Origin of the sequence: Veillonella orientalis (genome assembly GCF_018406505.1) — a bacterium.
GTDB lineage: Bacteria > Bacillota > Negativicutes > Veillonellales > Veillonellaceae > Veillonella > Veillonella nakazawae.
Map to the genome: position 1 here is coordinate 696,179 of NZ_AP022322.1, position 20,833 is coordinate 717,011.

Annotated in this window: 16 protein-coding genes; all 16 read left to right on the forward strand. The window is 36.9% G+C overall.

What is annotated here, in order from left to right; all coding sequences use genetic code 11:
* Positions 1-105: 105 nt before the first annotated feature.
* Positions 106-933, forward strand: coding sequence for a PHP domain-containing protein (locus VEIS1202513_RS03155; RefSeq protein ID WP_213467813.1), 828 nt, complete (start codon positions 106-108; stop codon positions 931-933).
* A 15-nt stretch (positions 934-948) separates the two neighbouring features.
* Positions 949-1,824, forward strand: a complete 876-nt coding sequence (locus tag VEIS1202513_RS03160; RefSeq protein WP_060924637.1) for an Asp23/Gls24 family envelope stress response protein — start codon at positions 949-951, stop codon at positions 1,822-1,824.
* A gap of 8 nt (positions 1,825-1,832) precedes the next feature.
* Positions 1,833-3,149: a tRNA (N6-isopentenyl adenosine(37)-C2)-methylthiotransferase MiaB gene (miaB, locus tag VEIS1202513_RS03165; protein ID WP_060924636.1), complete on the forward strand. Its 1,317-nt coding sequence runs from the start codon at positions 1,833-1,835 to the stop codon at positions 3,147-3,149.
* Between the two features lie 2 nt (positions 3,150-3,151).
* Complete coding sequence (gene mutS, locus VEIS1202513_RS03170) at positions 3,152-5,785, forward strand: DNA mismatch repair protein MutS (protein ID WP_105094339.1); 2,634 nt, start codon at positions 3,152-3,154, stop codon at positions 5,783-5,785.
* Positions 5,785-7,848 carry a DNA mismatch repair endonuclease MutL gene (mutL, locus tag VEIS1202513_RS03175; RefSeq protein WP_105094340.1) on the forward strand — a complete coding sequence of 688 codons (2,064 nt, stop codon included), beginning with the start codon at positions 5,785-5,787 and terminating at the stop codon, positions 7,846-7,848. The genes mutS and mutL overlap by 1 nt, the downstream gene beginning before the upstream one ends.
* Position 7,849: 1 nt before the next feature.
* Positions 7,850-8,662 carry a class I SAM-dependent methyltransferase gene (locus tag VEIS1202513_RS03180; RefSeq protein WP_105094341.1) on the forward strand — a complete coding sequence of 271 codons (813 nt, stop codon included), beginning with the start codon at positions 7,850-7,852 and terminating at the stop codon, positions 8,660-8,662.
* Positions 8,659-9,588, forward strand: coding sequence for a tRNA (adenosine(37)-N6)-dimethylallyltransferase MiaA (miaA, locus tag VEIS1202513_RS03185; protein ID WP_213467814.1), 930 nt, complete (start codon positions 8,659-8,661; stop codon positions 9,586-9,588). Before VEIS1202513_RS03180 ends, miaA begins: the two co-directional genes overlap by 4 nt.
* Positions 9,585-10,823, forward strand: a complete 1,239-nt coding sequence (locus VEIS1202513_RS03190) for a methionine gamma-lyase family protein (protein WP_213467815.1) — start codon at positions 9,585-9,587, stop codon at positions 10,821-10,823. The genes miaA and VEIS1202513_RS03190 overlap by 4 nt, the downstream gene beginning before the upstream one ends.
* A gap of 199 nt (positions 10,824-11,022) precedes the next feature.
* Positions 11,023-12,084 (forward strand): tRNA 2-thiouridine(34) synthase MnmA, encoded by a 1,062-nt coding sequence (gene mnmA / locus VEIS1202513_RS03195; RefSeq protein WP_105094344.1) that lies wholly within the window; start codon positions 11,023-11,025, stop codon positions 12,082-12,084.
* A gap of 38 nt (positions 12,085-12,122) precedes the next feature.
* Positions 12,123-13,922: a translation elongation factor 4 gene (gene lepA / locus VEIS1202513_RS03200; protein WP_213467816.1), complete on the forward strand. Its 1,800-nt coding sequence runs from the start codon at positions 12,123-12,125 to the stop codon at positions 13,920-13,922.
* Positions 13,923-13,926: 4 nt separating this feature from the next.
* Entirely contained in the window at positions 13,927-15,111 is a 1,185-nt protein-coding gene (gene hemW / locus VEIS1202513_RS03205) for a radical SAM family heme chaperone HemW (protein WP_213467817.1), read from the forward strand.
* An 81-nt stretch (positions 15,112-15,192) separates the two neighbouring features.
* On the forward strand, positions 15,193-15,795 hold the full coding sequence (locus VEIS1202513_RS03210) for a nitrite/sulfite reductase domain-containing protein (protein ID WP_105094347.1): 603 nt from the start codon (positions 15,193-15,195) through the stop codon (positions 15,793-15,795).
* 398 nt (positions 15,796-16,193) lie between these two features.
* On the forward strand, positions 16,194-17,210 hold the full coding sequence (gene hrcA / locus VEIS1202513_RS03215; protein ID WP_213467818.1) for a heat-inducible transcriptional repressor HrcA: 1,017 nt from the start codon (positions 16,194-16,196) through the stop codon (positions 17,208-17,210).
* A 12-nt stretch (positions 17,211-17,222) separates the two neighbouring features.
* Positions 17,223-17,768 (forward strand): nucleotide exchange factor GrpE, encoded by a 546-nt coding sequence (gene grpE, locus VEIS1202513_RS03220; RefSeq protein ID WP_105089164.1) that lies wholly within the window; start codon positions 17,223-17,225, stop codon positions 17,766-17,768.
* Between the two features lie 28 nt (positions 17,769-17,796).
* Entirely contained in the window at positions 17,797-19,638 is a 1,842-nt protein-coding gene (gene dnaK, locus VEIS1202513_RS03225) for a molecular chaperone DnaK (RefSeq protein WP_060924624.1), read from the forward strand.
* 16 nt (positions 19,639-19,654) lie between these two features.
* Complete coding sequence (gene dnaJ / locus VEIS1202513_RS03230) at positions 19,655-20,812, forward strand: molecular chaperone DnaJ (RefSeq protein ID WP_213467819.1); 1,158 nt, start codon at positions 19,655-19,657, stop codon at positions 20,810-20,812.
* Positions 20,813-20,833 lie beyond the last annotated feature (21 nt).

Consider the following 20,833-nt stretch of genomic DNA (forward strand, 5'->3'; position numbering starts at 1 on the left):
TCTAGTGAATACTCATTAGGGTCGCAATTTTTCTTTCTAAACTTGAATTAATAGACTAAATCAGTCATAATTAAAAGATAGGATATTTGTAATGGGAGGTGCTCTATGCTTGTAGATTTTCACATGCACTCTATCTATTCTGATGGAGTCAAAAGTTCAGAGGAATTATTACGTCATGCATTAGATTGTAATCTATCTATGATGGCTTTGACTGATCATGATGAAATCGATGGTATTAAAGCATTGCGTACCGCTCAGGAACAATTAGATCCAGAGAAAACCATTAAAATTATTAATGGTTGTGAGTTTAGTGCCGATTATAAAGATAAATCGATTCATATTTTGGGCTATCGTTTTGATGAAACTAATAAGGAATTAAGAGATTTTATTAAGTATTTTAAATCAAAACGAGAAGAACGAATCGATGAAATTATTAAACGTTGTAATAATGTTGGATATTTAATATCAAAAGATGACCTACTCAAAAAATTTCCTAAAACACAAGCTTATGGGCGTCCACATATTGGACAATTATTAATTGATGGTGGCTACGCCAAGGATATCAATGATGTATTTAAAGGTATTCTCCGAAAAGATAGTCCTTGCTATGTGCCTAAGGTTAAGGTTGAGGTTCCATATATTATTGATATTATTCATAAAGCTGGAGGCCTTGCCGTTATGGCTCATCCTAAATTAGTATCTAGTGATGAGTATGTAGTAGAAATGTTAGCTTATGATTTTGATGGTATGGAGGTCTACCATACTAAACATAACGATGATGATGTGAAACGATATAAAGCATTAGCAACAAAACATAACTTGTTTATTACAGGTGGTTCTGATTATCATGGTATTCCAGGAAAAGCACCAGATAAATTTGGAGACTACTTGGTATCATCTGAGAATGTATCAGAATTTATTAGTTTGTTATAAATAATGAGGTTGACTATGGAAGTCATTGCATTTGTAGGTAGTAGTGGCACTGGTAAAAGCCATCGTGCGCTCGTAGTTGCTCATGAAAACAATATTGAATGTATTATCGATGATGGTATTTTAATTCACGATAATAAGATTGTAGCAGGTTTTTCTGCTAAGAAGGAATCTAGCCGATTAAAAGCTGTTCGTCGTGCCATTTTCCAAGATGAAGTGCAAGTAAAATCAGTACGTGAGCAATTAGATAAAATCAATCCTAATAAACTTATGATTATTGGTACATCCGATAATATGGTTAAGAAAATTACTAAAGCATTAGGCTTGCAAGATCCTGATCGGTATATTCGCATTGAGGACGTTGCTACACCTAAAGAAATTGAAAAGGCACAACATGCTCGTCTAAAAGAAGGTAAACATATTATTCCAGTTCCAACGATGGAATTGAAACCTCACTTTAGAGGGTACTTAATTGATCCAATCAAAACTATGTGGCGTCGACGTACATTAAAAAAACAAGACCAAGATACATTGGGGCAAATTGGGTCAGAAGGCTTTGAACGTTCTGTAGTACGCCCTGCTTTCAGCTATTATGGACGACTCACCTTTGATGATGATGTAATTATTAAATTGATTCGCAATGGCCTTAAAAAAGTAGCTGGTGTTGACGAGTCTAGTGTTATTTCTTTCAAAAAAGGTGATAAAGGCCAAAATGGTCTCGTTGTTGATATGGCTGTTGTTATTGAACATGGTTATCCTGTAAAAACATTGATGCAGCAAGTACAAAAATCTGTACGCAATGAGATTGAATACATTACAGGCATGTCTATTGAACGGATGTCCATAAAAGTTAAAAATATTATAGAAACAAAACGTAAGATTGTTAAAGTATAGGAGTTAGAATGAAGTCTTATTATATTTACACCTATGGTTGTCAAATGAATACTGCTGATTCTGAGCGCTTATCGCATCAGTTAGAATCTGTTGGCTATACACCTACAGAGGATGTAGAAACTGCAGATTTAATATTATTAAATACTTGTGCAGTACGTGAGAATGCAGAAACAAAAGTCTATGGCCGCATAGGTGAGCTAATGAGACTGAAGAGAAAAAATAAAAACTTGATTCTTGCTGTTACAGGATGCATGGCACAGAAGAATCAAGCAGAAATGTTTAAGCGCGCTCCCCATATTGATATTGTCTTAGGTACTCATAATATTCAACATATTAATGAAATGATTGAAGAGGTACAACGAGGTCATACACACCAAATCAATGTAGATATGGATAATTCCGTGTTACCTGAATTGGAAGCAAAACCTAATGGTACTTTTTATGCATGGGTACCTATTATGAATGGGTGCAATAAGTTCTGTACGTACTGCATCGTTCCTCACGTTCGTGGTAGAGAAATTAGTCGTCCTGTAGAGGCCATCGTAAAAGAGGTAACCGAACTAGGGGCAAAAGGGTTTAAAGAGATTACTTTGTTGGGGCAAAATGTAAACTCTTATGGCTTAGATTTTAAAGATGGTACTGATTTTGGTACATTAGTGGACGCTCTTGATGGTATTCCAGGTATTGAACGTATTCGTTATATGACAAGTCATCCTCAAGATATGACTAAATCTATGATAGATGCCCTTGGTCGTTCTTCTAATATTGTTACTCATTTACATTTACCGATTCAATCTGGTTCGGACCGTATCTTGAAGAAAATGAACCGACATTATACAGTGGAGCATTATAAAGAACTACTATCGTACTGTCGTGAGAAAATTAAAGATGTAGTGGTTACTACAGATATTATTGTAGGTTTTCCTGGGGAAACAGAGGAAGATTTCCAAGCTACACTACAATTATTAAAAGATGTTCGTTATGATATGGCATATACGTTTATCTATTCTAAACGTTCTGGTACGCCAGCAGCGACTATGGATGATCAAGTTCCGGAAGAGGTTAAACGCGTGCGTTTACAAACATTGATGGACGTGCAAAATGAAATCTCTTATGAACTAAATAAACCTATGGAAGGGCAAGTGTTTGATATTATTGTAGAGGGGCCAAGTCCTCGTGATGAAGATATGTGGTTTGGTCGGACATCGGGCAATAAAATGGTGTTATTCCCGAAAGACGATTCTTTATCAATTGGTGAAACTGTACCTGCCTATATTGATAAAGCACAAACTTGGGTTTGCTACGGTACAATACAAAAGGGGTAAGTATGGCAAAAAAGCAAACACCTATGATGGAGCAGTATTTAGATATTAAATCTAGATATTCTGAAGAATTACTGTTCTTTCGATTAGGTGACTTTTATGAATTATTTAATGATGATGCATTAATTGCATCTCGTGAACTTAATATAACCTTAACCGGTCGCCCAACAGGAGATGAGGAACGCACACCAATGTGTGGCGTTCCTTTTCATGCTGCTGAAAGTTATATAGAAACATTGGTAAAAAAAGGTTATAAAGTTGCTATTTGTGAACAATTAGAAGATCCTAAAGCAGTTAAGGGTATTGTTAAGCGTGACGTTATTAAGGTTATTACACCGGGAACTGTAATGACTGAAAATGGTAATGATGCACGGTCAAACAATTTTTTATCGTTATTTTATATGGTAAAAGATGCATGGATACTCGTATTTTCAGATGTATCTACTGGGGAAGTTATTTGGCATCGTATTACTGATTGTGAAAAACGAAGTGATATGTTTGATGCACTCAGTATGTATCGTCCAAGTGAAATTATATTGCCTGAAGGAACTGTATTACCGCAAGATATAAAAGACTTTATGGATAATCAATTCAGCAATATTGTATTATCTCCATTTAGTACATATCATACACAACGAGAGGTAGCGGAAAAAGCAGTTACTCACTTTGGTGATTTAGGCCTTATGGAAGAGGATGTATGGGAAGCATTAGGGTATATGCTTTTATATTTAGAGGATATTATTAAGACTGAAATTTCCCATATTAACTATGTACATCAATTGAGTGTAGGTAATCGTCTAATCTTAGATACATCTTCCTTACGTCATCTTGAAATTACCCATAATTTACGTGATGGCGGTCAAAAAGGTACATTACTCGATGTACTTGATCGAACATTGACACCAATGGGGGCGCGCCTATTAAAACAATGGCTTGAAAGTCCGTTGACTGATGTAAATCAAATTCAACGTAGACAAGCTGCCGTAGCAGAACTTATTACACGCGGTGCTGAACGGTCTCATATGCGTAGCTTATTAGATTGTATTTATGATTTTGAGCGCATCGTAGGTCGTGTAGAAACAGGTTCTGTGTCACCTAGAGATTTAACGGCTCTTCGTGAATCTCTAGCAGTATTGCCAGATATTAAAAATGTATTAGGTACATGCTCAAGTTTAGCATTAACATCTATTAATGACCGCATCCAAGATCATAAAGACATTTATGATTTATTATGTCTTGCTATTGCTGACCAACCAGCATTGACATTAAAAGAAGGCCGAGTTATTAAAGATGGTTTCAATCCAGATTTAGATGAACTACGTTCTTTAGCTACTAATAGTGAGCAATGGCTAGCTAAGATGGAAGCTGATATTAAAGAGGCTACTGGTTTATCTAAAATTAAAACTGGTTATAATAAGGTATTTGGATATTACTTTGAAGTATCCCATAGTAAATCTGAACAAGTACCTGATTACTTTATTCGAAAACAAACTTTAGCTAATGCAGAGCGTTATATTACGCCTGAGTTAAAGGAATTTGAAATCAAAATTCTTAGCGCTAAAGACAAGATAATCGCTTTAGAACATGAATTATATCAACAATTACGAAATGATATAAAACTTGTTATTAAAGAGGTACAAGAAACAGCTCGTGCTCTTGCTGAGCTTGATGTATTGTGTTCTTTGGCACTAGTAGGTTACGAAGAAAATTATATTTGCCCTACCATCGTAATGAATGGCCAAATCAATATTCGAGATGGTCGTCATCCTGTAATTGAAAAATTCTTGAAGCGTGAAGTTTTTGTACCAAATGATATCGTTTTAAATCATGATGATGAGGAATTCTTGCTCATTACAGGTCCTAATATGGCCGGTAAATCAACATATATGCGTCAAGCTGCTATTTTGATGATTATGGCTCAAATAGGCTCCTTTATTCCTGCCCGTGAAGCATCTATTTCTCCAGTGGATCGCATCTTTACCCGTGTAGGTGCTAGTGATGATATTTCTACTGGTCAAAGTACGTTCATGGTAGAAATGAAAGAGGTAGCCTATATTTTAGAGAATGCTACACATAACAGCTTAATCATCTTAGATGAAATTGGTCGTGGCACTAGTACATTTGATGGTTTAAGTATCGCTCAAGCTGTAGTTGAGCATATTTGTAAGCATATTCACGGCAAGACATTATTTGCTACCCATTACCATGAGCTAATTAGTTTAGAAGAAAGCTATAGTAAATTAAAGAATTACACTGTAGCTGTAAAAGAAAAAGGTAAGGATGTGGCATTCTTGCGCCGCATCATCAGAGGTGGCGCAGATCGAAGCTATGGTATTCATGTAGCGAGATTGGCAGGATTGCCAAATTCTGTGTTAAAACGTGCAGAGGTAATTTTGGAATCTTTGGAAGACCAAAGTCATGATGCTAGTGATTTAAATAATCGTGTTATGGGAGCTCAACTTAATAATGTCGTGAAGCCAGTTACTAAACAAGTGAGTGATTCTTCACTAGGTAACTTATTTACTCATTCTGTAGTCGATAGCTTACTCGAAGTGGATGTAATGAGTATGACACCGATTGAAGCATTAAATAAATTATATGAACTACAAGAGGAGGCTCGTAAAGGAGGCGGGAAATAATGGCAACCATTCATGTATTGGATGAAACCACAATCAATAAGATAGCTGCTGGTGAAGTTGTGGAACGTCCCGCATCAGTTATTAAAGAGCTCATTGAAAACTCCATTGATGCGTCCGCCACTAATATTGAGGTTGAAATCGGCGATGGCGGTGTAGCTTACATGAGGATTACCGATAATGGTATCGGTATGACAGAGGAAGATGCACGCCTGGCAATTTTGCGTCATGCTACCTCTAAAATACAACAGGTAGAGGATTTATTTGATATAGCATCCCTCGGCTTTCGTGGGGAGGCTTTGGCTAGTATTGCCTCGGTGTCTCATTTTTCTTTGACTACACGTAAAGCTGACTCTGATTTGGGCACTCGTATTACCGTAGATGGTGGTACTTTCACCGATTGTATTCCTTATGGTGCGGCACCTGGTACGACAATTGAAATTAAAGATTTGTTTTATAATACGCCAGCACGTCGCAAATTCTTGAAAACAGAGCGTACCGAATCTTCTAAAATTCAAGATATTGTAGGCAAACTGGCCCTTAGTAACCCACATATTTCTTTTAAACTCATCGTAGATGACCGTGTGGCTATTATTACGCCTGGAAACGGCAATATTGGTGATACGGTAGCCGCATTATATGGCTATAAAACGAAAGATGATATTTTCACTGTTGCTTATGAAAGTGACTCTATTTATATCGATGGTGTAGTGAGTAAACCAACACTTCTTAAAAGTACAAGAATTTGGCAAACTATTATCGTTAATAACCGTGTTATTTCCGATAAAACAATAATGAAGGCTATCGATAATGCTTACCATGCATTATTACCTAAAAACGGTCATCCTTTAGTGGTACTTAATATTACTGTACCTGCTGGTATGGTTGATATTAACGTTCATCCACGAAAGAGTGAAGTAAAATTCTCAGATGATAAGATAATATTTAAAGCTGTTTATCATGGTATTTTAAACGCCTTAAATAATCCTCTCCATGAGCGATACGAACGAGAATCATCTTCTTATATAAATGGCACAATTAATAATGGAGCTGATTTCCGCAATAACGAAACCAATAGTAATGACGTAAATACTAACAGGAATGCTACAGTTACTAATTCTAGTTCTTATGGTAGTTTATCTCATCATGGCAATAGTACATATGATTCGTATAGAATACCTTCTGTTGTACAAGATGAGATACAGTCTGCTGAGCATATAGCTACTGCGGTAGATTATGACAAAGTATTTGGTAGTCGCCGTACTAAAGGATACGAAGTCATGCGCGGTGAGACTACACAGTTTGTAGAGAGTCTTAAAACTAAGGGTTTTACACCACCTCCGCCAAAGGCTACTTATGAACAGTCGTCCTTTACAGACGAAAGCTTCGATGCTGTTCCTACTGAATATACTAGTTATACGAAGGAAGACGTTGATAAATTTAAGTCTTTAGCTCAAGATATTCGTAAAGAAAATACAGAGGAGCGTACTATTCAAAATTCTGGATTCTTACCTATGGGGCAAGTCGCTTCTTGTTATATTTTGGCTAAAAAGGGTGATGATCTCTACATAATAGACCAACACGCAGCTCATGAACGTGTACGTTATGATAAACTTTGTAAGTCTTCTGAATCCATTCCTATGCAATCTATTCTGGTGCCTCAATATAGTGAGGCTACAGATGATGAAATGAATTTGGTAGAGGAAGAGCGTGAAACCTTACTAGATCTTGGGTTTGATGTAGAGTTAGGTGGTCCTACGAAAATTAAATTGGTAGGGGCTCCTGTAGATTTAGTAGAGTCAAAGGCTTTTGAAATTCTCCAATATGTATTTTCTTACTTACACGAACACCAACAGCCTACCAAGGCTCAGTTACGTCATGAAATGCTAGCGTATGCATCTTGTAGAGGAGCCATTAAGGCAGGTCATAATTTAAATATGTATCAAATGACTACCTTAATTGAGGATCTCTTTAGTACAGAGAAACCGTACGTATGCCCTCATGGTCGTCCAACGATAATCAAGTTTACACCTGATGAATTAGGTAAATTATTCTTACGGTCTTAATATGAATATACTAACGACATCTCAAAAATCTAATGAGGCCATTCAGGAGGAAGCCAAAGCACTGGCTTCCTCTATGCATATGACATATATTAAACGAGGTAAAACATCGATACCAGCCTTATTCGGTAAGTATCAATGCGAATATATTGCGGTTCTTGCTGGTTCTGGATTAACGATTCATTTTCCAGAAAATCAACAACATACCTTTCATTTGTCTATGGCTCAATTACGTATATTGCGTTTACAACGCGGTGAAGGCGATCATCTAATTAATGCGGTACAAGTCATATTAGATAAAAAAGGATTATCTAATAGAGATAAATTTACATTTTTCGACTGTACAATTGGTCTTGGTAGTGACAGTATTGTAGTGAGTTATGGTTACCCACAGGCTCAAATAACTGGTCTAGAAGGGTCTTTACCTATATGGCTTGCCACTAGTCATGGTTTAGCTCATTATATTCATAGTGACGATAGTGTAACGAATGTATTGCGACGTATTAAAGTAAATCATGATACCTTTGAGCACTATTTACCAAACCTACCTGACAATAGTATTGATATTATTTATTTTGATCCTATGTTTGAAGTTCCTGTAGAGGAAAGTCCTCAATTCAAACCTCTTCGGGGACATACTGTGGAAAGTCATATAGAGGATAAAATCATGGCACAGGCTATGCGTGTTGCCACGTATGGTGTTATTATTAAAGAACGACCATTTAGTTCGGTCTTTCAAAACTATCCACCGCATCAATGGGTGGGCGGAAAATATAGTCGTATAGGCTATGGAATATATATGAAGGAGTTAATGTGAATCCCTTAATTACCATTGTTGGACCAACGGCGGTAGGAAAAACAGATCTTACCTTGGACTTAGCAGAACAGCTACATGCTGAGGTTATTTCTGGTGATGCTTACCAAGTATATAAACAACTCAATATTGGTACCGCCAAACCATCGGTGGATGAACTTAAGCGTGTGAAACATCATCTTATCGATATATTAGAACCAAATGATTCATATTCAGTATCTATTTTCCAAAATCAAGCAAAAGAGATAATTGGTAGATTAAATGATAGGAATATTCTACCTATTCTGTCTGGTGGTACAGGGTTATATGTTCAATCGTTATTAGAGAGCTATAACTTTAATGACGTTAAGCCTGATGAAAGTTTACGATTAGAGCTAGATGAGCTATTTAATGCCAAAGGTATTTATGGTTTACGAGAATATGCTTTCACATTAGGAAGAAAACATAATATAGAAATTCAATATAGTGATAAGCATCGTTTGTATCGAGCTATTGAAATATTGCATCATGGTGATATAGATTCGTTACGTAATCAGACTAAAGATGGTATATCTTATAAAGGGCCTGTTATTGGTCTTATGAGAGATCGTGATCAGTTATATGAGCGCATTAATTTACGCGTTGATATGATGTTTGATGCAGGTTTAATTGAAGAGGTTGAGCAACTCATTAAGTCTGGAGTAAATCCAGATTGCCAAGCCTTTAAGGGGATTGGTTATAAAGAGGTTGTAGACTATATGAATGGCACTATTAACCTTGATGAATGTAGAGATTTAATTAAGAAAAATACTCGTCATTTTGCCAAGCGACAAATCACTTGGTATAAGCGCATGCCATATATTGAATGGATTCATATTGATAATAATACATCTAAAGATTTTATATTTAATAAAGCTATGGAATTAATTCGTAGAGAAGGATTAGCATGACATTAGAAGAAATACGTAGTAAAGCCCTTGAGATGGCTGAACCTGAATTTAAAAAGTTTGAACCTATTGCATTAGCCAATACAAAAAAGGTATTAGAAGCCTTTAAAGAGTGCCAAGTATCTGATTATCATTTTACAGGTACTACTGGTTATGGTTATAACGATGTGGGCCGTGAGAAGTTAGATGAAGTATTCGCCTATGTATTTAAAGGTGAAAAAGCCATTGTTCGTCCCCATTTTGTTTCTGGTACTCATGCACTAGCAACAACTTTGATTTCTTTAATGGGGAATGGTTCAAAAGGGACTGAATTTATCTATGCAGTTGGGGCTCCTTACGATACGATGCAATCTGTTATCGGTGCATCTCGTGAAGTGCGTGGATCTCTCGTAGAAAAGGGGTTTACCTATACTGAGGTACCGTTAAAGGACAATACCTATGATGTAGAAGCCATTGCTAATGCTGTTAATGATAATACGCGAGTAGTAGTGATTCAACGCTCTCGTGGTTATAGTACGCGTGAACCATTATCTATTGCAGATATTAAGATTATTGTAGATGCCGTAAAAGCTAAAAACTCGAATACTATTTGTTTTGTAGATAATTGTTATGGTGAGTTTACAGAACTGCAAGAACCTTTAGAAGCTGGTGCAGATATTATGGCTGGTTCGCTCATTAAAAATGCAGGGGGCGGCTTAGCACCAACAGGTGGCTATATCGTAGGTCGTGAAGACTTAGTTGAAGATGCAGCGTACCAACTCACTGCTCCTGGACTTGGTGATCATATGGGCTCTTATGCGCCTGGTTACCGTTTATTCTTCCAAGGGTTGTTTATGGCTCCTCATGTAGTATTACAAGCTCTTAAAGGGGCTGTATATACAGCTGCAGTAGGTGAATTATTAGGATATGATGTCTTCCCTAAGGTAAATGCTGATCGCTATGATTTAATCCAAGCTATCAATTTAAAAAATGGAGAAGAAATGGAGCACTTCTGTGTAGGTATGCAAGCATATTCCCCTGTAGATGCTCACGTACATCCAATTCCTGGTGATATGCCTGGGTACGAAGATAAAATCATCATGGCTGGTGGTACCTTTGTACAAGGCTCTTCTATTGAATTGAGTGCAGATGGTCCTGTTCGTCCTCCGTATACGATTTTTATGCAAGGTGGACTTGTATTTGAACATTCTATGCTAGGTATTTTAGGTGCTGCAGAAGAATTACTAAAACATAGATAATAATTAGAATCTCTTTCTTTTGATGAAAGGGATTCTTTTTATTTCAAATCTTTTCAATATACCTAATTCTAGGCTATAATATAAGTTGCTATAATTTCATAGCAATACTACTCGGACTTTTACACCGAACTAGTGTTTTACACGTCAGGCTTTCACCCTGATTAGTTTTATGATCAAGAGATCATTAAAAGGAGAAAGTATGGAAAAAGTTATCGCTGTAGCTATGAGTGGCGGCGTAGACAGTTCTTTAACTGCTGCAATGCTACTAAAACAAGGCTATAAAGTATTTGGTATTACCCTATGGCTGTGGGTGAGTGGTACACCTTATGATTCAGTTCCTCTCGCTGTAACAGATGCGAAGAAGATGTGTGATTTTCTTGGTATTGAGCATCATGTTATTGATGCTCGTGATGTATTCTACGATAATGTGGTAGATTACTTCGTAAAAGAATATGCCTATGGTCGTACACCAAATCCTTGTGTATTCTGTAATAAAAATATCAAATTTGATTTGATGCTCAATCGAGCCCTTGAACTTGGTGCTACACATATGGTTACAGGCCATTATGCACAGGTTAATTATAATGAACAAACTGGTTTATATGAATTACATAAAGGCGTTGATCCTACCAAAGACCAAAGCTATGTTATGTACAATATGAACCAACGCATTTTGAGTCACCTCATGTTCCCACTAGGTGGCCAATGTAAGACTGAAACACGTAAATTAGCTGCTGAATATGATTTGCCAGTAGCTAAAAAACCAGATAGTGTAGATATTTGCTTCTTGCCTCATGGGAACTATCAAAAGCTTGTAGTAGAAGAAATGAAGGATAAACCAAAGTCTGGTAATATCGTTACTGAAGATGGTGAGGTATTAGGTAAACACAATGGTTTATTTAACTACACTATAGGCCAACGTAAGGGCCTTGGAATTGCATATAAGCATCCATTATATGTAATTGGCTTTAATGGTGAACGCAATGAAGTCATTGTAGGTCCTAATGATCGACTTTTTACGAATCGTATGATTTGTAAGTTCTATAATTTCCTGGATGATACGATTCATAAAGAATTAAAAGCAGAAGGTAAAATTCGCTATGCAGCAAATCCTTCACCTTGTACTGCACGTATCTTAGATGATGATACGATGGAAGTTATCTTCGAAGAACCACAACGGGCTATTACACCAGGTCAGTCCGTAGCCTTTTATAATGGCACTCAACTATTAGGAGGTGCTGTTATCGATCGCGTATGTTAGAAAGGAGAATACAAGTTCCTTGAACTTGTTTACATAGTATGTCAACGAAAAAGATTAGAAACTTCTGTATTATAGCTCATATTGACCATGGTAAATCTACCATCGCCGACAGATTAATTGAATATACTGGCACATTACAAAAACGAGAAATGGAAGCGCAAGTACTAGACTCCATGGATTTGGAACGAGAACGTGGTATTACTATTAAAGCGCAATCTGTTCGAATTTTGTATAAAGCTCAAGATGGAGAAGAGTATACTTTAAACCTTATCGATACTCCTGGCCATGTGGATTTCAGCTATGAAGTATCTCGTTCTCTTGCAGCTTGTGATGGTGCATTACTAGTAGTAGATGCTGCACAAGGTGTAGAGGCTCAAACGTTGGCGAATGTATATCTCGCTTTAGAACATGATCTTGAAATTATTCCTGTTATCAATAAAATAGATTTGCCTTCTGCCGATCCTGATCGGGTTAAACATGAAATTGAAGATATCATTGGTTTAGACGCATCAGAAGCAGTATTATGTTCTGCTAAATCTGGCATTGGCATTCCAGATATTTTAGAAGCCATTGTAAATAAGGTGCCTGCACCACCAGATAAATCTGATGAACCAACAAGAGCATTGATTTTTGATAGCCGCTTTGATGCTTATAAAGGTGCTATTGCTTATGTGCGCGTAAAAGAAGGTACTATTAAAACAAAAGACACAATCCGTATGATGCATGATAATAAGGATTTTGATGTAACAGAGCTTGGTATCTTTACACCAAATCTTGTGCCTGTTCAGGAATTACCATGTGGTTCGGTAGGTTGTATTGCGGCAAGTATTAAGAATGTAGCGGACTGTCACGTAGGTGATACGGTAACATTAGCTGATAATCCTGCACCAGAACCATTACCAGGTTATCGTAAGGCTGTATCTATGGTATATTGTGGTCTCTATCCGACAGAGTCTAAAGATTACGAAAATCTTCGTGATGCATTAGAGAAGTTACAGCTTAATGATGCTGCTTTAGAATATGAAGCTGAAACATCTTTGGCATTGGGTTTTGGTTTCCGTTGTGGCTTCCTTGGACTTTTACATATGGATGTAATTCAAGAACGGTTAGAGCGTGAATATAACTTATCTCTTATTACAACAGCTCCATCTGTAAACTACAAGGTTTATAAGACGAATGGGGAAATGCTTGAAGTGGATAACCCTGCTAAATTACCACCACCAACTGAAATCGATTACATTGAAGAACCATATGTAAAAGCTACTACAATTGTGCCTAAAGACTTTGTTGGTACTATTATGGAGTTATCTCAAGATAAACGTGGTGAATATCAATCCATGGAATATTTGGATGAAACACGTGTATCTGTTGTGTATCACTTGCCTTTGAGTGAAATTATTTACGACTACTTTGATAAATTGAAATCCGCTACAAAAGGTTATGCTTCTCTTGACTATGAATTGATTGGCTATAAACAATCTCCAATGGTTAAGATGGATATTCTTTTAAATGGTGATCCAGTAGATGCGTTGTCCATTATCGTACATAAAGACCGTGCTGCTACACGAGGACGTGCGTTAGCTGAAAAATTAAAAGAATTGATTCCTCGTCAAATGTTTGAAATTCCAATTCAAGCAGCGGTAGGCACGAAAATTGTGGCTCGTGAAACCGTAAAGGCTTGGCGTAAAGACGTTTTAGCAAAATGTTATGGTGGCGATATTTCTCGTAAACGTAAACTCTTAGAAAAACAAAAAGCCGGTAAGAAACGTATGAAGTCAGTGGGCTCTGTAGAGATTCCACAAGAAGCATTCATGGCTATTCTCAAGGTTGAGGACTAATATAATGAAAACAGATTCTAATACTTTGAATCTGTCTACACTTGGGGATATGGGCTTGTATGTCCATATCCCTTTTTGTAAACAGAAATGTATGTACTGTGATTTTCCTGCCTATCAAAATTTACAAGATTATTATGAAACCTATGTATATGCCTTAGTACAAGAGATGGATCTTTGGGTTTCTGAACATCCTGAATCTAAAGAGCGGTCCATTGATACGATTTACTTTGGTGGTGGTACGCCTACTGAATTATCAATTCAACAGCTACAGATGATTATTGATAAAATAAAAAGTATTTTTACTATCGATAAAAACTGTCATATGACAATCGAGTCCAATCCTGGGGAAGTAGATTTACAGTATCTAACTAAATTAGTTAAACTAGGCTTTAATCGTATTAGTTTTGGCGTTCAAACCTTTGATGATAAGGCGCTTACCATGCTACATCGCAGTCATAATGGGGAAAAGGCTAAACAAGCTGTTTATGAAGCAAAAGAGGCAGGCTTTACAGATATCAATATAGATTTGATTTATGGTTTGCCACGACAAACCTTAGAGGATATTCAGCATAATTTAAATATTGTAAAAGATTTACCAATTAATCATATTTCTACGTATGGTTTACAAGTTGAGGTAGGCACTTATTTATATCATTTAGTACAAAAGAACTTGATCTCTATTCCTAGTGAAAGTATAGATGAGTCAATGTATGATACGATGATGGCTGGTTTAAAAAAACTAGGGTTTGAGCGATACGAGATTTCAAATTTCGCAAAGGGTAATTCCTATAGTCGTCATAATTTAAAATATTGGCACTATATAGACTATTTAGGCTTTGGTGCTGGAGCTCATTCCTTCTATGATGGTATACGCCGTAGTAACAATCGAAATGTAATGCCTTATATACAATCCGTTGATCGATACACTATGCCCACTATCGATACGGAGACGATTACTGTAGAGCGGGCCCAAGAAGACTTTTGTTTCTTAGCACTTCGCACTAAATGGGGTCTTGATGATCAAAAATTTGAGGATAGATTTGGCGTATCTGTTCATAATTTATTTGGTAATATATTAGAAGATTTAGTTACTAAAGGCTTATTAGAGTATCAAAATGGTAGTTATCATTTAAGTTCTGAAGGGGCTAAGCATGGTAACTATGTATTTAGTCAATTTATTCGAGAGTAATTTCTCACAGTTTCTCAAAATCTAATATGTTAGTATAAATAGGATGATGATGAATAAGCATGCTAGATTTGAGGAGGAACGATGAAGACATCTGTTATTTTACATGGTTTACATAACGAATTTACTTTAGATCAAATGAAGGCATGCATAGAATTAGCTGAAAAATATGGTGGATCTTTCCGCCATGTTGTAACAGGTATACAAATTACAGGTATTGAAAAAGACGATAAGGAACAACTTATCTCTGAATTACCAGAAGGCGTAACCACTGTTATTCATAGAGGTGTTAATTCCTTAATTGCTTGCGTAGGTAAAGGCTATTGTAAAAATGGCCAAATGGAAACTAAAGAATTGGCTGATTATGTAGAGAGAAAACATTACGGCCGAAAAACATCTCACAAGTGCAAAATTGGAATTAGTGGCTGTGGTCGTAACTGCCCGGATGCAATGGTAAAAGATATTGCTTTTATTGGTACATCCCAAGGTTTTATGCTGGCTGTTGGTGGCAATACAGGAATGCGACCAGAGGCTGGTAAAATATTGGCTAGAAAGCTTACTGTTGAGCAATCCAAAAAAGCTGTAGATATCTTAGTAGATTGGTATGCAGAACATGGCGAGCCCCGTGAGCGTATGGGAAAACTATTAGAACGCCTAGGTAATCCCTTAGAAGGTGTAGAACTATAATTTGCTATATTTTAAGTGCTAATGGTTTTATAGTTCTTAATCTGTACGTTTATCTAGAGAGTTATTAGTTTTTCTCCAAATTTTATTAACAATAAAATTATGACATATATAAACACTTATACTATTTTATGGTTTTAATAATATAAATTTTATTAGACCATCATATTCTACTTTTTAGATTTTAGAATATGACATAAATGTAGATAGTATAAGTGTTTTTTTATTATTACACTTTGATTTTTTGACTAATTAATTTAAAATATTCAATTGTCTTTTTGACTAAATAGATATTATTTGACTTTTTAAGGATTTTTTTGCTTGACAATTTTTTCCTATGTGATAATATTATACATGCGATTAGCACTCAAAGTTTATGAGTGCTAACAAGAGGTGTCATTATGGATGAAAGAAAACAGCGCATCTTGCGAGCCATAATTGAAGACTACGTTAAATCTGCTGAACCTGTAGGTTCCAGGACGATTGCAAAGAATTATAATCTTGGTATTAGTCCTGCAACAGTACGAAATGAAATGTCCGATTTAGAGGAGTTAGGCTATTTGGAGCAACCTCATACATCGGCGGGACGTATTCCTTCAGCTAAAGGCTATCGCTTATATGTTGATTCTATGTTGAGTCAACAACCTGTTCCATTACAGGATGCTGAGAAAATTGAAATGTTATGGAAACATTCTAATGGATCTACCAGTGAGCTCTTCTTAAATATGGCTAAATTATTATCACAAGTTAGCCATAGCATGAGTTTGTTCTTAGCTCCAGCCCATGATAGAGCATTAATCAAATACATTCATGTATTGCCGCTTGATTCACATCAAGCTGTTATGGTTGTTATTACTGAGACTGGTGCTCTTGATAATGAATTAATGTACTTTACTGAAGGCGTTTCGCCTGATTTATTACAAAGTTTAGCTATGCAATTTAGCAATGCTTTACAGAATATAGGTATTGGTCATGTAACGGCTGAAGCGTTGGGAACACTATTGATTCATATGGAAGGTCCACAAGGGATTTTGATGATCCTTTCAGAAACATTATTACGAGCAATTAATAAACGTAAGTTGTTCTATTCTGTAGGTACCACAGAGTTGTTAAATCAACCAGAGTTTAAGTCTGTTGAAAAGGTACAACCCTTACTTTCATTAGTGGAAGAACAAAATCAATTGGGGCAACTATTAAAGGATGATTCACCTACACCTGTAAAGGTAAAGATTGGCAATGAAAATGATACCGAAGCACTTCAATCGATGAGTGTAGTACAAGCTGATTTTACAAATCAAGATCAGCCTATCGGTACTCTTGCTATTCTAGGACCGACACGAATGGAATATGGTCGTATCATTGGCATGTTGTCTCATATGAAACATATAATGGAATCTATGGTAAAAGAACAAAAATAGAAAGGGCATGTAATGGCTGAAGAACAAGACATTAAACAAGAAACAGTGGACGAAACAGTGGAAACTACAAATGTAGAGACGCCAGCTGTTGAGGAAGCTGAAGAAGTTGTGGCGGACGCAGCTCAAGTATTAGAGGAGCTCAAAGCAGACTTTGATAATCGCTATAAGCGTTTACAAGCGGACTTCGACAACTTCAAACGTCGTACTAATCAAGAAAAAGAGCAACTTGCAGGATATGTTAAAGGGGATGTACTTACAGATCTACTTCCTGTATTAGATAACTTTGAACGAGCTGTTCAAAGTCCAGTAGAAGGTGATGCAAAGGTATTCCTTGATGGATTTATCATGATTCATCAAAACTTGATGGCTATGTTATCTAAACACGGTTTAGCCGTTATCGATGCGGTGGGTAAACCATTTGATCCAAATTTCCATCAAGCGATTATGCGAGTGCCGTCAGATGAATACGAATCTGATACGGTATGTGAAGTATTGCAAACTGGCTATACTGTTGATGGTCGTTGTATTCGTCCAGCAATGGTAAAAGTTGTTGAATAGATTATAAAGGTTTTAGGAGGCATATATTATGGCAAAGGTAATTGGTATTGATTTAGGTACTACAAACTCTTGTGTTGCGGTTATGGAAGGCGGCGAACCTACGGTTATCACTAACCAAGAAGGCGCTCGTACAACTCCTTCCGTTGTTGGTTTTGCAAAAAATGGCGAACGTTTAGTTGGTCAATTGGCTAAACGTCAAGCTGTATCTAACCCAGAAAACACAATCATTTCTATTAAACGTCACATGGGTACTGATTACAAAGTAACTGTAGAAGGTAAGTCTTATACTCCTCAAGAAATTTCTGCAATGATTCTTCAAAAAATCAAAGCTGATGCAGAAGCATATTTGGGCGAACCTGTTAAACAAGCAGTTATCACAGTTCCTGCATACTTTACAGATGCTCAACGTCAAGCTACTAAAGACGCTGGTGCTATTGCAGGCCTTGAAGTACTTCGTATCATCAACGAACCAACAGCAGCAGCTCTTGCATATGGCGTAGATAAAGATGAAGATGGTAAAGTTCTTGTATTTGACCTTGGTGGTGGTACATTCGACGTATCCATTCTTGAACTTGGCGATGGCGTATTCGAAGTATTAGCAACATCTGGTAACAACCATCTTGGTGGTGATGACTTCGACCAACGCATTATGAACTACCTTATTGAAGAGTTCAAAAAAGAAACAGGTATCGATTTATCCAATGATAAATTAGCTGATCAACGTTTAAAAGAAGCTGCTGAAAAAGCAAAAATTGAATTGTCTGGCGTAGCAAGTACAAATATCAATTTGCCATTCATTACAGCTGATGCTACTGGTCCTAAACACTTGGATGTAACATTGACTCGTGCTAAATTCGAAGAATTAACTGCTGATTTGGTACAAGCTACTATCGAACCTACTCGTAAAGCTATGAACGATGCTGGTTTATCTGCATCCGATATCGATAAAGTGTTGTTAGTTGGTGGTTCTAGCCGTATTCCAGCTGTACAAGACGCTATTAAAAAAGTATTGGGTAAAGAACCAACTAAAAACGTTAACCCAGATGAATGTGTAGCTATTGGTGCTGCTATTCAAGGTGGTGTATTAGTAGGTGAAGTTAAAGACGTATTGTTACTTGATGTAACTCCATTGTCTCTTGGTATTGAAACAATGGGTGGTGTATTCACACGTATTATTGATCGTAACACTACAATTCCTACATCTAAATCTCAAGTATTCTCCACTGCAGCAGATAATCAACCATCTGTAGATATCCATGTATTACAAGGTGAACGTGAGTTCGCAGCAGATAATAAAACATTGGGTCGCTTTAACTTGGATGGTATTCCAGCAGCTCCTCGTGGGGTTCCTCAAATCGAAGTAACATTCGACATCGATGCTAATGGTATCGTACATGTAAAAGCAAAAGACTTGGGTACTCAAAAAGAACAAAAAATTACAATCACTTCTTCTAGCGGTTTAAAAGAAGACGAAATCGATCGCATGGTTAAAGAAGCTGAAGCACATGCAGCAGAAGATAAAGCTAGAAAAGAAGAATTAGATGTTAAAAACAATGCAGATTCCTTGGTATACCAAGCTGAAAAAGCATTGAAAGAACTTGATGGTAAAGGCGACACAGCTTTGTTGAAAGAAGTTGAAGAAGCAAAAGATAAATTGAAAAAATCTATCGAAGCAGGCAACATCGAAGATATCAAAAAAGACAGTGAAGCTTTGGAACAACCATTACATAAATTAGCTGAGCAAATGTATGCAGCAGCACAACAAGCTCAACAAGCAGCTGGTGGTGCAGATCAAGGTCAACAACAAACAAAATCTGATGACAATGTAGTTGATGCTGATTACACAGTAGTGGATGACGACAAGAAATAAGAAGGGTTGGTAACTAATGGCACGTGATTATTATGACATCCTAGGGGTTAGCAAAAATGCCTCTCAAGATGAAATCAAAAAAGCCTTCCGTAAAAAGGCACGCCAATACCATCCAGATGTAAATAAAGATAATCCTAAGGAAGCAGAAGCAAAGTTTAAAGAAGCTAATGAAGCTTACGAAGTATTGTCTGACGAAACTAAAAAAGCTCAATATGACCAATTCGGCCACGACGCCTTCAAACAAGGAGGCGGCGCTGGCGCCGGTGGTTTCCAAGGAGGCTTTGGAGGTTTCGGTGGTCAATCTGGCGGCTTTGGTGATATCTTTGGCGACATTTTTGGAGGCATGTTTGGCGGTGGACGCCAACAACAAGGCCCTCAAAAAGGCAATGACTTGCGCGAAGATATTGATATTTCCTTTGAAGATGCAGCTTTTGGTAAATCTATGGAAATAGAAGTGCATCGTCATGAAGAATGTGATCACTGTCATGGTACTGGTGGTGAACCAGGATCTCGTGTCGATACTTGTCCAAACTGTCATGGTTCTGGTCAAGAAGCGGTTATTCAAAATACTCCATTTGGGCGTATGCAATCCGTTCGCACTTGTTCTCGCTGTCATGGTACTGGTAAAAGCATTGAAAAACCTTGTTCTAAATGCCGTGGTACAGGTGAAATGCTTGCAAAACGCAAGATTTCAATTAAAATTCCAGCAGGTGTAGATAGTGGTTCTCGCTTACGTGTTGCTAATGAAGGTGAACCAGGTATCTTAGGTGGCCCTAAAGGCGATCTTTATGTATATATTTTTGTTCGTCCTCATAAGGAATTTGAACGAAATGGTAATGACGTTATTAGCCGTGTAAATATTAGCTTTGCTCAAGCTGCATTAGGTGCGACTATACAAGTTAACACTTTAGATGGTAAAGTAGAGTTAAAGATTCCGGAAGGTACTCAAACGGGAACGGCATTCCGCGTAAAGGGCAAAGGTATTCCATATTTGCGTAACCCTAAGCAACGAGGGGACCAACATATTGTGGTAACTGTTCAAACGCCTAAGAAGTTGACAGATACTCAACGTGAGTTGTTATTACGCTTTGCAAACGAAAGTAACGAAGATGTAAATAACTTACAAGTGAGCAAAAGTCTTTTTGAAAAAATTAAGGACGTTTTGACTAAATGAACAGCTCATGTGAAGGAATGG